Annotated in this window: 11 protein-coding genes; 7 read left to right on the forward strand and 4 right to left on the reverse strand. The window is 56.7% G+C overall.

From position 1 onward, the window contains the following. Nucleotides 1–273: 273 nt before the first annotated feature. Both iolD and L370_RS21125 read right to left on the reverse strand, forming a co-directional pair. Complete coding sequence (iolD, locus tag L370_RS21130) at nucleotides 274–2,199, reverse strand: 3D-(3,5/4)-trihydroxycyclohexane-1,2-dione acylhydrolase (decyclizing) (protein ID WP_023333013.1); 1,926 nt, start codon at nucleotides 2,197–2,199, stop codon at nucleotides 274–276. 11 nt (nucleotides 2,200–2,210) lie between these two features. Then, nucleotides 2,211–3,716 carry a CoA-acylating methylmalonate-semialdehyde dehydrogenase gene (locus L370_RS21125; protein WP_023333014.1) on the reverse strand — a complete coding sequence of 502 codons (1,506 nt, stop codon included), beginning with the start codon at nucleotides 3,714–3,716 and terminating at the stop codon, nucleotides 2,211–2,213. Between the two features lie 292 nt (nucleotides 3,717–4,008). Between L370_RS21125 and L370_RS21120 the strand changes: the two genes are divergently transcribed. From L370_RS21120 to L370_RS21090, 7 genes are all read left to right on the forward strand, one after another. Then, a complete protein-coding gene (locus L370_RS21120) occupies nucleotides 4,009–4,842 on the forward strand; it encodes a MurR/RpiR family transcriptional regulator (RefSeq protein WP_023333015.1) in 834 nt (277 codons plus the stop codon). A gap of 229 nt (nucleotides 4,843–5,071) precedes the next feature. Further along, nucleotides 5,072–6,310, forward strand: coding sequence for a PfkB family carbohydrate kinase (locus L370_RS21115; protein WP_023333016.1), 1,239 nt, complete (start codon nucleotides 5,072–5,074; stop codon nucleotides 6,308–6,310). Nucleotides 6,311–6,398: 88 nt separating this feature from the next. Beyond that, complete coding sequence (locus L370_RS21110) at nucleotides 6,399–7,376, forward strand: ABC transporter permease (protein ID WP_023333017.1); 978 nt, start codon at nucleotides 6,399–6,401, stop codon at nucleotides 7,374–7,376. Beyond that, on the forward strand, nucleotides 7,376–8,275 hold the full coding sequence (locus tag L370_RS21105) for a carbohydrate ABC transporter permease (RefSeq protein WP_023333018.1): 900 nt from the start codon (nucleotides 7,376–7,378) through the stop codon (nucleotides 8,273–8,275). The genes L370_RS21110 and L370_RS21105 overlap by 1 nt, the downstream gene beginning before the upstream one ends. Nucleotides 8,276–8,290: 15 nt before the next feature. Further along, nucleotides 8,291–9,703 (forward strand): extracellular solute-binding protein, encoded by a 1,413-nt coding sequence (locus L370_RS21100; RefSeq protein ID WP_023333019.1) that lies wholly within the window; start codon nucleotides 8,291–8,293, stop codon nucleotides 9,701–9,703. Beyond that, nucleotides 9,700–10,899: an ADP-ribosylglycohydrolase family protein gene (locus tag L370_RS21095; RefSeq protein WP_023333020.1), complete on the forward strand. Its 1,200-nt coding sequence runs from the start codon at nucleotides 9,700–9,702 to the stop codon at nucleotides 10,897–10,899. The genes L370_RS21100 and L370_RS21095 overlap by 4 nt, the downstream gene beginning before the upstream one ends. 1 nt (nucleotide 10,900) lies before the next feature. After that, a complete protein-coding gene (locus L370_RS21090) occupies nucleotides 10,901–11,956 on the forward strand; it encodes an ABC transporter ATP-binding protein (protein ID WP_023333021.1) in 1,056 nt (351 codons plus the stop codon). 51 nt (nucleotides 11,957–12,007) lie between these two features. Here the strand turns inward: L370_RS21090 and guaA are convergent, their stop codons facing one another. Next, the gene (gene guaA / locus L370_RS21085) at nucleotides 12,008–13,585 is read right to left on the reverse strand and encodes a glutamine-hydrolyzing GMP synthase (RefSeq protein WP_006811514.1); all 1,578 of its coding nucleotides are present in this window, start codon (nucleotides 13,583–13,585) and stop codon (nucleotides 12,008–12,010) included. A 67-nt stretch (nucleotides 13,586–13,652) separates the two neighbouring features. Continuing rightward, a complete protein-coding gene (guaB, locus tag L370_RS21080; protein ID WP_023333022.1) occupies nucleotides 13,653–15,119 on the reverse strand; it encodes an IMP dehydrogenase in 1,467 nt (488 codons plus the stop codon). Nucleotides 15,120–15,136 lie beyond the last annotated feature (17 nt).

Genomic DNA, 15,136 nt, shown 5'->3' on the forward strand with positions numbered 1-15,136 from the left:
TGAACTAACGACCCTATAAATAAAACATTTATTTCATTTTTATAAATAGTGAAAATTATGTTTTTGAGTGTGGGTTAACACTTTTGAGATGAATGAGATAAATTTTGTTATCAATCTCACAACATGGGAGGAAGTACAGAAGCGCCCCTCACCCCGGCCCTCTCCCCAAAGGGGCGAGGGAGAAAAGGCCGCACCTAACCATCCCCTCTCCCCTTTGGGGAGAGGGTTAGGGTGAGGGGAAATGAAATGAAAATTTCGTTATGGCAGGAAATCTCAATACTGGCGGGCTTTTTTCACCTGCGCCTGCGTTTGCTCAGCGGCCTCACGCACGGCAGACGACGCCGCCACCTGCGCGTCACCGGTTCGCCACCAGGAGGCGTAGTCGTGGGTCATGGTCTTCGGCAGCACCTTGATGTCCAGCAGCGTCGGGCCCGGATGCGCCCGTGACGCCTCAAGCGCCGCCAGCAGGCTTTGCTCATCGTTCACCCGCCACGCGCGGCAGCCGTAGCTTTGTGCGTTTTGCGCAAAGTCGACCTTCACCAGCGGCCCGTCAAGCCGCCCGGTTTCCGGGTTGCGCCGACGGTTTTCCGTGCCAAAGCTGCCCATGCCGTGCCCCATCTGCAGGTTGTTAATGCAGCCGAAGCTGGCGTTATCAAACAGCAGAACGGTGACCTTAATGCCCTCCTGAACGGCGGTTTGCAGCTCGGAGTGCAGCATCATGTAGGAGCCATCCCCCACCATGGCGTATACAGGCTGCTCGGGTTGGGCGAGCTTCGCGCCGATGGCCGCCGCAATCTCGTAGCCCATGCAGGAGTAGCCGTACTCCAGGTGATAGCTGTCCGGCGTTTTGACCTGCCAGAGACGCTGTAAATCCCCCGGCAGCGAACCGGCCGCGCCCACCACGATGGCGTTATCTTCAATATGCTGGTTGATCAGCCCCAGCACCCGCGTCTGGGTCAGGCGGGTGTTGAGCGTCTCGCCGTACTCCGCCAGCTGCGCGTCCAGGTGCCCCGCCACTTCGGGCGCGTCGTCAGGACGCCACTGGCGATCCCACAGTCGACGGCACTCGTCGCGCCAGGCGGAATTCGCCTGAGCGATCGCCTCTCCCCAGCCGCTGCGATAATCCCCGAGCGCGTGGGTTAATGCCTGAAGCCCGGTTTGGGCATCGGCAATCAGCGCGGTCGCGTCCAGCTTCAGGGCGTCAAACTCGGCCACGTTCAGCAGCAGGAATTCGACGTCCGGATGGGAAAAGAGCGCCTTGGAGCCGGTAGTAAAGTCGGTCAGGCGCGTGCCGATGCCAATCACCAGGTCAGCCTGTGGCGCAAGCTGGTTGGCGGCCATTCCCCCCGTCACTCCTACGCCGCCCAGGTTAAGTGGGTGGTCACTTACCAGCGCCCCCTTTCCGGCCTGGGTTTCGGCAAACGGCAGCCGCAGCGTCTCGACAAATTCGCGAAACGCCTCATGCGCGCCGGAATAGCGCACGCCGCCGCCGCACACCACCAGCGGACGACGCTTGCGGGCGATCAGCGCCCGCGCCTGTGCCAGACGCTGCGGATCGGGCGGACGACGCTCGATGTGGTGCACGCGACGCGCGAAGAAGCTTAGCGGGTAGTCCCATGCCTCTCCCTGCACGTCCTGCGGCAGGCAGATGGTCACCGCGCCGGTATTCGCGGGGTCAGTAAGCGTTCGCATCGCGCTTAGCATGGCGCTCATCAGCTGCTCGGGGCGGTTAATGCGGTCCCAGTAGCGGGAGACCGGGCGGAAGCAGTCGTTGGTGCTGATGCTAAGATCGTGATACTGCTCGATCTGCTGCAGCACCGGGTCCGGCTGGCGGCTGGCGTAGATATCGCCCGGCAGCAATAGCAACGGGATGCGGTTCGCCGTGGCGGTGGCCGCGGCGGTCACCATATTGGCAGCGCCCGGCCCGACGGAGGAGGTGACGGCAAAAATGCGCTGGCGGCGGTGCTGTTTGGCGAACCCCGTCGCCATATGGGCAATGCCCTGCTCGTTGCAGCCCTGCATCACCTGTAGATGACCGGGATCCTGCTCCAGCGCCTGGCCGATACCCAGCACGTTACCGTGCCCAAAGATGGTGGCGACGCCCTCCACGAAGGGCGTTTCGTTGCCATCCACGCTGACGTACTGTTGATTAAGGAACCGGACCAGCGCCTGGGCCATGGTCATACGTTCGGTTTGCATAAAACCTCCTGTCAGCCCAGCGTTGGCATGGAGAACGCAGCGCCTGTCTCCTGCTGCATTTCCGGCCAGCGCGCGGTGATGGTTTTCATTCGGGTGTAGAAGCGCACGCCGTCGCTGCCGTGGACGTTGAGCGCGCCAAAAATCGAGCGCTTCCAGCCGCCGAAGCTGTGGAACGCCATCGGCACCGGGATCGGCACGTTGACCCCCACCATGCCAGCCTGCACCTCTTCGCAGAAGCGGCGCGCGCAGCCGCCGTCGCGGGTGAAGATCGCCGAGCCATTACCATATTCATGGCGGTTAATCAGATCCACCGCGCTGGTGTAATCTGCTACGCGCACCACAGAAAGCACCGGGCCAAAAATCTCTTCTTTATAGATGGTCATCTCCGGGGTGACGTTATCGAACAGCGTCGGCCCGACGAAGTAGCCCTGCTCGTGGCCCTTCACGCTGAAGCCGCGACCGTCCACGCGCAGTTTCGCCCCCTGCGCTTCCCCGCTGTCGATGTAGCCCAGCACCTTGCTGCGGTGCGCGGAGGAGATAAGCGGCCCCATTTCGTTTTCCGGCGACTGGTCCAGGCCCGGCCCGACGCGCAGCGCGGCAATCTGTTTTTCCAGCCGGGCGCAGAGGTCATCGGCGGTTTTATCCCCCACCGCCAGCACCACCGAGAGCGCCATGCAGCGTTCCCCCGCCGCGCCGTAGGCCGCGCCCATGATGGCGTTGGTTGCCATCTCCATGTCCGCATCCGGCATTAAAATGCAGTGGTTTTTCGCGCCGCCCAGCGCCTGACAGCGCTTACCGTGGGCGGACGCGGTCTGGTAAATGTATTCCGCAATCGGCGTGGAGCCGACAAAGCTCACCGCCTGCACGCGCGGGTCGGTCAGGAGCACGTCAACGGACTCCTTATCGCCCTGCACCACGTTGAACACGCCGTCCGGCAGGCCGGCCTCTTTCAGCAATTGCGCCAGCGCGAGCGCGAGAGAAGGATCTTTTTCCGACGGTTTCAGCACGAAGGTGTTGCCGGTCGCCAGCGCAATCGGGAACATCCACATCGGCACCATCGCCGGGAAGTTAAACGGCGTGATCCCGGCGCAAACGCCGAGCGGCTGCATCAGCGAGTGGCTGTCGACGCCGGTACCGACGTTCGCAGAGTGTTCACCCTTTTGCAGATGCGGGATGCCGCAGGCAAACTCCACTACCTCCAGGCCGCGGGTCAATTCGCCCACCGCGTCGGAGAAGACTTTGCCGTGCTCTTCGCTGATGATGCGGGCCAGTCGCTCCATGTTCTCTTCCAGCAGCGCCTTGAAGCGGAACATCACGCGCGCGCGCTTAAGCGGAGCATGGCGCGCCCACGCCGGAAACGCCTGCTGCGCGGCGGCAATGGCCTGTTCGGTTTCCTGCGCCGTACTCATCACCACCTGGCGGATCTGCTCGCCGGTGGCCGGGTTGAAGATCGCCTGAACGCGCTGGCCTGAACCGGTGACACATTCGCCGTGAATAAAATTCGCTACCGTCTCCATCCTTAACCTCTCGCTGTTGATACGTGACTGTTACCTGAACACTGTGTACTGAACACTATATATGAAACAAATATTCCATTTTAAGTTGAAATAAAATAAATAATGATTATTGTGATCAAGGATGGATTTTTATGTTAACAGCCAACAACACTGACGCAGCGTGCGCTATTAAGGAATTTCGGGCGAGGAAATGACTGAAGTTTCTGTTTCATTTTTGCTGCCAGATGGATGGCCGACATTTAAAAGACGCGGTTTTGCGTTTAGAATCATAAGACTGTATTTGGGGGATAAGATGACGACAGCAACCAGCCTGAACGAACTGCAGCAGCAAATCCGCGATCGCTACGATAGCCTGAGCAAGAGGCTGCAGCAGGTCTCCCGCTACGTGCTGGATAACACCAACAGCGTGGCCTTTGATACGGTTGCCGTCATTGCCGAGCGCGCCGACGTGCCGCCCTCGACGCTGATCCGCTTTGCCAACGCCTTTGACTTCACCGGCTTCAACGAAATGAAACAGCTGTTTCGCATGAACCTGGTGGAGGAGACCGCCAGCTACAGCGACCGCGCCCGGCTGTTCCGCGAGATGGAGAGCGAGGCCGTGCCGGAAACGCCGCTCGATATTCTGCAGGAGTTTGCCCGTTCAAACGCGCAGGCGCTGCAGCAGCTGGCCGCCCGCGCCGAACCGGAGATGCTGGAGCGCGCGGTACAGCTGCTGGCCGACGCCGACACCATCTACATCGCCGGGCTGCGCCGCTCCTTTAGCGTTGCCGCGTATCTGACCTACGCGCTGAGCCACCTCGAGTGTCGCCCTATCCTGCTCGACGGCATGGGCGGGATGCTGCGCGAGCAGATCAGCCGCATTAAGGCGCGCGACATTGTGGTGTCGATCAGCTTCTCGCCATACGCGGAAGAGACGGTGATGGTCAGCGAAACCGCCGCCAGCGTCGGCGCGCGGCAGATCGTGATTACGGACAGCCAGATAAGCCCCCTGGCGACGTTCAGCGATCTCTGCTTTGTGGTGAAAGAGGCGCAGGTGGATGCGTTCCGGTCTCAGTCGGCGACGCTGTGCCTTGTGCAGTCGCTGGTGGTGGCGCTGGCGTATCGCCGGGATAACAGCGGAAAATAGTTCACACATTCGGCCCGGCACGCGGGCCGCGGGTTTTACTCTGCGAATGCCCTCTCCCGTCACGAAATACACTAAAATAATCACCCTTCGTAATGACATTTAATCCTTTGATTTTAATGACCTAATTGTCATTTCATTTCCGATTCCTTTTGCTTTGCCCATCATTCTGTGAATACCCTCAAGGAATTAACACCACTGAAACAATAATATAACTTTCAGAGGTGACATCATGCTCATTAAAGAACGTCATTACGCAATACTGACCTACCTCAACCGATATGAGCGCGCGACGGTTAGCCATCTCGCTAAAATTTTTGGCGTCACCCGAGAAACAATTCGCAGTGACCTGAATATATTATCGAAAGAAGGTGGCGTTGAGCGCTGCCATGGTGGCGCCCTTATTAAGCGCCGTATTTTTCACACTCAATCCGTAAATAATCTTGATAGTAATATCATTCATTTTTTTGAATCTGCTCAGTCAAAAAAAACAGCCAGGTCTCGACATAAAGGGCGAAAGATGAAAGGCAAAGTTTGTATTTTAGGGTCGTTCAACGTTGATATTATTGCGAATGTGGATCGTTTTCCGCAAAGCGGTGAATCGATATTTTCAGAAAATACCATTATCGGGCCGGGGGGAAAAGGGGCGAATCAGGCGCTGGCAGTAAGCAAATGTAATGTGAAAACGCACTTTGTCGGTAAAGTCGGAAACGATCAGTTTAGCCAGATGGCATATGAACATTTGACCTCGTCGGCAATTGACAGCTTTATGCTTTATCAGGATAAAGAAAAGAAAACCGGCACGGCGCTTATTTATGTATGTCAGGGCGACGGTGAGAATATGATTGCCATTAGCCCGGGTGCCAATCAATCAATTACCGCAGATGAAGTTGAAGCTATTATCCCGGAGTTAAAAAGTTCGGATATCTTTTTAACCCAGCTGGAAAACAATCTGCCCGCCACGTTTCGGGCCATTGAACTTGCCCGTTGCTGCGATATTAAAGTGGTTTTAAACCCCGCGCCCTTCTCTTCTGAGGTGGCGAGCTGTCTGAAAAACGTTGATTTTCTTACGCCTAACGAAACAGAAGCGTCATTGCTTTCGGGTATTGCCGTTACGGACATGACCAGCGCGAAAGCAGCGGCAAAAGCGATCAAGGCCAATGGCGTCGGCTGCGTCATCATTACGATGGGAGCCAAAGGCGCGCTTATTTATGACGGCGAGCAGTTTATTCATATTCCTGCGCTAAAAGCGTTATGCGTGGATACGACAGGGGCCGGAGATGCTTTTAACGGTGCATTTACGGCCAGCATGGCCAAAGGGGAGTCTCTCGTTCAGGCCGCAAAATTTGCCTGCGCGTTTGCCTCGCTGGCCGTTGAAAAAGAGGGGGCGTCAAATATGCCTGAGTACAAAGATGTGCTCACCCGTCTGACGCAATATGAAAATATCACCATTCACGTTGAGAAAAATTAACACTACGGTTTATCGCTTTTTTATTAACGTGCGATGCAGGTTTTATATTGCATCCGCTGCAACCATTAAAATAATGGGAGTAAGTTCGATGAAGGCTTTAACTGAAACAAAACCCAGCGAGCGGATATCCCTTGCAAGCCACCTCTCACAGCAACGAACCGTCACTCGTACCGCGCGCTTTCGTCAAAAGATGCGCAGGTGGTGGCCTTTTTATGTGATGGCGCTGCCGGGTGTGATTTATTTTTTTATCTGGCACTATTTACCTATCTGGGAAACGAAAATCGCTTTTGAGCAATACCGGATCATTCCACCCAATATTTGGGTCGGCATGCAATATTTTACGACGCTAATGTCGTCTCCCGTTTTCTGGCAGGTGATACAAAATACGGTCATCATTGGCGCAATGAAACTGGTCTTTATTTTCCCGGTACCGATTATTCTTGCCCTGCTGCTCAATGAGGTGCGTTCATCGGGTTATCGTAAATTCGTCCAGTCGGTCATTTATTTACCGCACTATTTATCATGGGTTGTTATTGCCAGTATCGCTATCGCCACGCTGTCCCCGGTCGACGGGGCGATTAACGACGTCATTAAATCTATGGGATACGACCCGATTCCGTTTATGACGGATACCGGCTCAATTCGCTGGGTGCTGGTGTTCACTGAAATGTGGCGCAGCGCCGGGTGGGATTCCCTGCTCTATATCGCGGCGATCCTGGCGATTGACCCACAGCTGTACGAAGCGGCGGAGATGGACGGTGCAGGCCGCTGGCGAAAAATCTGGCATATCACACTACCTGCCATTACGCCCACGATCGCGACGCTGTTCATCCTTAACGTCGGGCTGTTCCTGAGCCAGGGTTTTGATCAGGTGTTCAACATGAGCAACGACGTGGTAAACGGGCAGATCGATATCATCGACACCTATGTATACCGCATGGGCCTGCGCACCGGGGAATTCTCGCTGGCAACGGCGGCAGGGTTATTCAAAGGCGTGATTGGCATGGTCCTTATCGTGCTGGCTCACAACGTCTCTAAGCGCCTGACGGGTAAAGGAGTCTGGTAATGCGCTGGTCATCCCGAAGTACCCCATTTGAACGCATTGAGTATGTTCTCATTCTCTCCGTTCTGCTGTTGCTGGTCATCGTTACGCTTCAGCCCATCCTGAATCTGGTGGCCGTCTCCTTCTCAAGCCCGGCGAAGGTCGCGGGCATGAGTGGCCTGGCGATTATCCCGGACGGTTTCTCGCTCGATGTATGGAAGCTGCTGCTGAGCAATAAGGCTGTTCTTCGCGGGTTTGGAAACGCGATGCTGATCACCGTGGTGGGCACCGTTATCAACGTGGTCTTTACCGTGCTGCTGGCCTGGGCGCTGGCGCAAAAACGGCTGCCGGGACGTCGCCTGCTCTTTATCTTCGTCCTTTTCACCATCGTTTTTGAGCCGGGCATCATTCCCGACTTTCTGGTGATGAAGAAGCTGGGCCTGCTGAACAGCTACTGGTCAGTCATTCTCTATCGCGCTGTTTTCGCGTGGTACCTGATCATTCTGGTGCGTCTGTTCGAAGAGATCCCGGAAGAGCTGCTGGAAGCCGCCGAGCTGGATGGCGCGAACCCTTTCCAGACGCTGTGGTACGTCATTCTGCCAGTTGCTAAATCCTCTATTGCCATGATCACGCTGTTTTATATGGTGCTGCACTGGAACGAATTTTTCCGCGCCATGGTGTACCTCAACGATCCGGACAAGTGGCCGCTGCAGGTTGTGCTGCGTCAGTTTGTCGTCGAGGGAGATAAGTTGTCCATGGTGGGGGTGGAAAGCATGTCTAACTACACCGATGCCAGCCAGATCAGCATTAAGGCGCTCAAAGCCGGCATGATTACGCTGACTATTGCTCCCCTTATCGCCATTTACCCCATTATTTTGCGCTTCTTTACCAAAGGCACCATGTCCGGTGCGGTGAAGGGTTAACAAGGAACGATGACGATGAACGTATTCAATGTCCTTACCCGCGTCCTGCTGGGCGGCGTGCTGCTGTGTCAGGTTGCCCAGGCAGAGCCGGTGACGATTCGAGTGGTTGAGAAAGATCTGCTCACCACCAATCGGGAAGACGTGGAGCATATCCACCGGATAGAACAGGCGCTGGCGCGACAGGGCCACGATATCAACATTGAGATCGTGAACCTTTCCTCTTCCGGCTATTCCGACGTGCTGAACGTGATGCTGCTGTCCGGCACCATTCCGGATCTGATCTACTTCAACGGCAGCGATCAGAAAATGGTTGAGCAAGGCATCCTTGAGGACTGGCGTCCGTGGATTGCCCAGACCCATTACCTGAAAGAGGCGCTGTGGCCGCACAACAAGCTGCGTCTGCAAAACCATCCGACGCTGCTTTACGTCTATCCGCTGCGGGCGCGCCAACCGGTGATCCGCGAAGACTGGCTGCAAAAGAGCGGCTTCAGCGCGTCACCAAAAACGCTGGAGGAGTACGTGAAGCTGTTTAGCGCCATTCACAGCGGTGATTTCAACGGCGATGGTCAAGCGGACACGGCGGGGATCACCTCTGAAAAAGATCTCCGCGATCTGGATGGCTTTTTAAATCCGGCATTTGGGATCCACGCGACGTGGCTTAAGGACGCGCAGGGTCAGTGGATCCACGCGCAAATTAGCCCGCAGGAGCGCGACAAACTGCAGTATTACCACGCTCTGTATGAGAAAGGATTGCTCTCTTCGCAGTACATCACCACCAACTGGGAGCTGAAAGAAGATCAGTTTTACACCGGTAAAGTGGGCGTCGTTTCGGTCTCGTCACCGGGGAACGTAGGGGTCTATCAGGAGAAAATGCGCCAGGTCCACCCCGATGCCACGCTGACGCTGCTCGATCCCCCGAAAGGTCCGGGCGGGCAAGGTCTGGCGGCGGTGGATGTGTCGATGGAGACCCGCGGTTTCGCGATGTCGACGCTGTCGAAGCATAAGAAAGAGGTGATGATTTTGCTCGATTTCCTGGCCAGTCCGGAAGGGCAAATGATGGAGCAGATGGGGTTTGAAGGCACCCATTACGTTCGTAAAGACGATACGTTTACCGTCACGCCAAAGATTAATGCCTGGTATCCGCGATTTATCTATGCCGCCAACTGGAAACCGCCGGTTGAGTGGCGCTCGCCCGCCATGCTGCGCTACATCGACAATTCACAACGCTATTTTGCGGCCGACAACGCGTTTATTTTCCCGTCGACCTTTGCGGCCGCGCTCGATTCCACCAGCAGCATTTACAACGAATGGGCCTACAAATTCGTCTCAGGCAAGGCCTCGTTTGATATGTGGGATCAATACGTCAATGCCTGGAAATCTGCCGGGGGTAACGCCATGACTCAATACGCACAGGAAAAATTAAAATGACAGATAACTTATCTTTCAGCTCCCGGGTTCTTGGCATGCTCTACGGCGTTGCATTTGGTGATGCGCTGGGTGGCCCGGTCGAGAAACTGTCTGCCCGCCAGATTCAGGAAAAATATGGAAAAGTGATCTCCATCAACCAGCGCTGGCACCGGATGGACGAGCCGTCCTCACGGCGCAATAACCGCATTCGGGGCAACGGGATCATCACAGACGACACCTTAATGACGCTCTGCCTGATGGAAGTCTACGACGAGCTGGGCCGCCACATTGACGCCTGGGACATGGCGGGACCGTTTGTCCGGAAAATTGCCTGGGAACCCCGCTGGGTGCCGGAGCTTGACAGAGAAGCGCTGGTCATTGAGCGCCTGTTTTACCCGGAAAAATGGATATTTCACCGTCTGCAGCTCGCGGCCTGCGATCCTCGCCAGGGCGGCGTTGGCAATATGGTCAACTGCGGCGCCGCCATGTACGCCGCCCCCATCGGCGTAATTAACGCCTGTAACCCCACCGCCGCCTACCAGGAGGCCATCAACTTCACGCTGGGGCACCAGCAGAGCTATGGGCTGGAGGCTGCCGGCGTGTTCGCCGCCTGCGTCTCGGCGGCGTTCATTCCAGGGATCACCCTGGATGCCATCGTTGATATCGCCCTGCAGCTGGCAAAAGACGGCACGCGTGAGGCTATTAGCGCCACGCTGGATGTCGCCTGCTGTTATCGCGGGCAACCCTGGGATTACCTGCAGGTTGTCGATGCGCTCCACGAGGCGCTTCTGCCCTGGTCACCAATGGGTGATGACCTGATGCACGGACCGGAAAAAGCCGGGGTGCCGACCATGGCGTACCAGCCTTCGCGTCTGATGTCGATCGAAGAGCTCCCCATGGCGCTGGCGTTCTGCCTGCTGCGGGAAGGCGACTTCCGTGGTGCGGTAGAGGATTCCATCAACTCGGGGCGCGACACGGATTCTATCGGGGTCATGAGCGGAGCCATTCTCGGTGCCCTGCACGGTAACACGATTATCGAGCCGGACGTGCTTGCCGGTATTGAACACGCCAACCGGCTCGATCTCCGCGCTGCCGCGCTGCGGTTTACCGAAACAGCGCAATGCATTATCCAAAAGGATCTCAACGCGGCGAAAGAGTACCGCTACAACGTTATGCCGTTTTTGCAGCCGGCGCAAAACGCCGGCCGAGGAGAGTAACATGAGCCAAATCGTACTGAACAACCTGGGTAAATCCTACGGCAACGTCAGCATCATCAACGACATCTCGTTGAATATCCACGAAGGTGAATTCATTGTGCTGGTAGGCCCTTCCGGCTGCGGTAAATCCACACTTTTGCGAATGATCGCCGGACTTGAAGATATTACCTCTGGCGAACTGCTCATGCAGGGCGAAGTAGTGACCACCCTGCCCGCCAAAAAGCGCGATATCGCAATGGTGTTCCAGAGCTACGCACTCTATCCGCACATGAAAGTGCGGGACAACATGAGCTTTGCGCTAAAGCTCGCCAACGTGCCCAAAGCAGAACGCATGGCACGGGTTGAAGAAGCGGCTGAAATACTCGGACTGACGCATCTGCTTGACCGGGTACCGCGTGAGCTTTCAGGAGGCCAGCGCCAGCGCGTCGCGATGGGCCGGGCGATTGTCCGCGATCCTAAAGCCTTTTTGTTCGATGAACCCCTGTCCAACCTGGACGCTAAGCTTCGCCATAAAATGCGCGGTGAAATTCGCAAGCTCCACCAGAGAATCGGGCGCACGACAATCTATGTCACCCACGATCAAACCGAAGCAATGACCATGGCAGACCGCATCGTGGTGCTGAATGCTGGCAATATTGAACAGGTCGGAACACCGGAAGAGCTTTATCACAATCCGGATAACCTCTTTGTCGCGGGCTTTATCGGTACCCCGGAGATCAATACCATAAAAGGGGTTATCCATGACGGGAGCGTGGTGCTGGAAAACGGCTACCGCTTCCCCTGCCCGCTGACATCGTATATCGACGGGATGAAGATCGTCTGCGCCATTCGTCCGCATCACCTTCGAATCAGCAATACCGGGGTAGCAGCAGAAATCGTACTGGTAGAGATGACCGGCGAAGGCCAGGAGATTCTGGTACGCGTCGGCGACCAGGAGATGATTGTCGTGTCGCATGAAAAACTGGATGTCAGTCCTGGCGATGCGGTCTTGCTGGAAGCGGATCTTTCGAGGGTTTTCCTGTTTGAGGAGAAAAGCGGGCGTCGGTTGCGTACGTAACTCACAAAAAAGCCCGCATCAATGCGGGCTTTTGTTTTTAGTGCAGAGGGATTATTCCCACTCAATCGTAGCCGGTGGCTTACCGCTGATGTCATACACGACGCGGGAAATACCATTCACTTCGTTGATAATGCGGTTAGACACGCGGCCTAAGAAGTCATACGGCAGGTGCGCCCAGTGTGCGGTCATGAAGTCGATGGTTTCCACCGCACGGAGGGAGACAACCCAGTCGTACTTACGGCCATCGCCCATCACACCGACGGAACGAACCGGCAGGAACACGGTGAACGCCTGGCTCACTTTGTTGTACAGATCAGCTTTGTGCAGCTCTTCGATGAAGATAGCGTCCGCGCGACGCAGCAGGTCGCAGTACTCTTTCTTCACTTCGCCCAGCACGCGCACGCCCAGACCCGGACCCGGGAACGGGTGACGGTAGAGCATGTCGTACGGTAGACCCAGTTCCAGACCGATCTTACGCACTTCGTCTTTGAACAGCTCGCGCAGCGGTTCAACCAGGCCCATCTTCATCTCTTTCGGCAGGCCGCCCACGTTGTGGTGAGATTTGATGACGTGCGCTTTACCGGTTGCGGAGGCCGCAGACTCGATCACGTCCGGATAGATGGTGCCCTGCGCCAGCCACTTCACGTCTTCCAGCTTCAGCGCTTCTTCGTCAAACACTTCCACGAACACGCGACCGATGATCTTACGTTTCGCTTCCGGATCGTTCTCGCCTTTCAGCGCGTCCAGGAAGCGCTGCTCGCCTTCCACGTGAACGATGTTCAGACCGAAGTGGTCGCCGAACATGTCCATGACCTGCTGGGCTTCGTTCAGACGCAGCAGACCGTTGTCCACGAAGACGCAGGTCAGGTTTTTGCCGATGGCGCGGTGCAGCAGCATCGCGGTCACGGAGGAATCCACGCCGCCGGAGAGGCCGAGGATCACTTTGTCATCGCCAACCTGCTGGCGGATACGCTCAACGGCGTCGTCGATGATTTTAGCCGGGGTCCACAGGGCTTCACACTGGCAGATGTCACGCACGAAGCGCTCCAGCATGCGCATACCCTGGCGGGTGTGGGTCACTTCCGGGTGGAACTGTACGCCGTAGAAGCGTTTTTCTTCGTTCGCCATGATGGCGAATGGGCAGCTTTCGGTGCTGGCAACGGTCACGAAGTCAGACGGGATGGCGGTGACTTTGTCACCGTGGCTCATCCACACGTCCAGCAGCGGTTTGCCGTCTGCGGTCAGGGAGTCTTCGATACCGCGCACCAGCGCGCTGTCGGTGACCACTTCTACCTGTGCGTAGCCAAACTCGCGCTCGTTAGAGCCTTCTACGTGGCCGCCCAGCTGCATTGCCATGGTCTGCATACCGTAGCACACGCCGAATACCGGCACGCCAGCTTCGAACACGTACTGCGGCGCGCGCGGGCTGTTCTCTTCGGTGGTGCTTTCCGGGCCGCCGGACAGGATGATGCCGCTTGGATTGAATTCGCGAATCTGTGCTTCCGTGACATCCCACGCCCACAGTTCACAGTAAACGCCCAGTTCACGTACGCGACGCGCCACCAGCTGAGTGTACTGAGAACCGAAGTCCAGGATGAGAATGCGATGTTTATGAATGTTTTCCGTCATTGACGCTAATTCCGAGGCAAGTGAAACAAAAACAGAGCGCCCGGCAGAAGCCGGGCGCGGAAACTTATCAGGAGCCCAGACGGTAGTTCGGGGACTCTTTGGTGATCGTCACGTCGTGAACGTGGCTCTCCTGGATACCCGCACCGCTGATGCGTACGAATTCCGCTTTAGTACGCAGCAGGTCAATGGTACCACAGCCGGTCAGACCCATACAGGAACGCAGGCCGCCCATCTGCTGGTGAATGATCTCCTTCAGACGGCCTTTATAGGCAACGCGACCTTCGATACCTTCCGGTACCAGTTTGTCTGCGGCGTTATCGGTCTGGAAGTAACGGTCAGAGGAACCTTTGGACATCGCGCCCAGGGAGCCCATGCCGCGGTAAGATTTGTAAGAACGGCCCTGGTAGAGTTCGATTTCGCCCGGGGATTCTTCGGTACCGGCCAGCATGGAGCCGACCATCACGGCAGCGGCGCCCGCGGCGATCGCTTTGGCGATGTCGCCAGAGAAGCGGATACCGCCGTCAGCGATAACCGGAATACCGGTGCCTTCCAGCGCTTCCACCGCGTCAGACACCGCGGTGATCTGTGGAACGCCCACGCCGGTCACGATACGGGTGGTGCAGATAGAGCCAGGGCCGATACCCACTTTCACCGCGCTGCAGCCGGCGTCAGCCAGCGCGCGAGCGCCTGCGCCAGTGGCCACGTTACCGCCGATGATCTGCAGATCAGGATATTTAGCACGGGTATCACGAATACGTTGCAGAACGCCTTCGGAGTGGCCGTGAGAGGAGTCAATCAGCAGGACGTCAACGCCCGCAGCAACCAGCGCGTCAACGCGCTCTTCGTTGCCGGCACCTGCGCCAACCGCAGCGCCAACGCGCAGACGGCCATGCTCGTCTTTACAGGCGTTAGGCTTACGTTCTGCTTTCTGGAAGTCTTTAACGGTGATCATGCCGCGCAGGTGGAAGCTGCTGTCAACAACCAGCGCTTTTTCAACGCGTTTTTCGTGCATTTTTGCCAGCACGACGTCGCGGGTTTCACCTTCGCGAACGGTAACCAGGCGCTCTTTTGGGGTCATGTAGACGCTGACAGGCTGGTTCAGGTCAGTCACGAAACGTACGTCACGACCGGTGATAATACCGACCAGTTCGTTCTCTTCGGTCACAACCGGGTAACCGGCAAAGCCGTTACGTTCGGTCAGGGCCTTCACTTCGTGCAGCGTGGTGGTTGGCAGAACGGTCTGTGGGTCAGACACGATGCCGGATTCATGTTTCTTCACGCGGCGAACTTCTTCCGCCTGACGCTCGATAGACATGTTTTTGTGGATAAAGCCAATGCCGCCTTCCTGTGCCAGGGCGATAGCCAGACGCGCTTCAGTCACGGTGTCCATTGCTGCGGAGAGCATAGGAATGTTCAGACGAATGGTTTTCGTCAACTGCGTGCTGAGATCGGCAGTATTCGGCAGAACGGTGGAGTGAGCGGGAACGAGGAGGACGTCGTCAAACGTCAGTGCTTCTTTAGCGATACGTAGCATGGGCAATATCTCTGACC

The sequence above is a fragment of the Enterobacter sp. MGH 24 genome (assembly GCF_000493015.1).
Classification (GTDB): domain Bacteria; phylum Pseudomonadota; class Gammaproteobacteria; order Enterobacterales; family Enterobacteriaceae; genus Enterobacter.

Bases quoted from the DNA above. Each gene is read 5' to 3' on its own strand.
- L370_RS21120 (WP_023333015.1), top strand. From the start codon at position 4,009: ATGACGACAGCAACCAGCCTGAACGAACTGCAGCAGCAAATCCGCGAT.
- L370_RS21090 (WP_023333021.1), top strand. From the start codon at position 10,901: ATGAGCCAAATCGTACTGAACAACCTGGGTAAATCCTACGGCAACGTC.
- L370_RS21100 (WP_023333019.1), top strand. From the start codon at position 8,291: ATGAACGTATTCAATGTCCTTACCCGCGTCCTGCTGGGCGGCGTGCTG.
- L370_RS21095 (WP_023333020.1), top strand. From the start codon at position 9,700: ATGACAGATAACTTATCTTTCAGCTCCCGGGTTCTTGGCATGCTCTAC.
- guaB (WP_023333022.1), bottom strand. From the start codon at position 15,119: ATGCTACGTATCGCTAAAGAAGCACTGACGTTTGACGACGTCCTCCTC.
- L370_RS21125 (WP_023333014.1), bottom strand. From the start codon at position 3,716: ATGGAGACGGTAGCGAATTTTATTCACGGCGAATGTGTCACCGGTTCA.
- iolD (WP_023333013.1), bottom strand. From the start codon at position 2,199: ATGCAAACCGAACGTATGACCATGGCCCAGGCGCTGGTCCGGTTCCTT.
- L370_RS21115 (WP_023333016.1), top strand. From the start codon at position 5,072: ATGCTCATTAAAGAACGTCATTACGCAATACTGACCTACCTCAACCGA.
- guaA (WP_006811514.1), bottom strand. From the start codon at position 13,585: ATGACGGAAAACATTCATAAACATCGCATTCTCATCCTGGACTTCGGT.
- L370_RS21105 (WP_023333018.1), top strand. From the start codon at position 7,376: ATGCGCTGGTCATCCCGAAGTACCCCATTTGAACGCATTGAGTATGTT.
- L370_RS21110 (WP_023333017.1), top strand. From the start codon at position 6,399: ATGAAGGCTTTAACTGAAACAAAACCCAGCGAGCGGATATCCCTTGCA.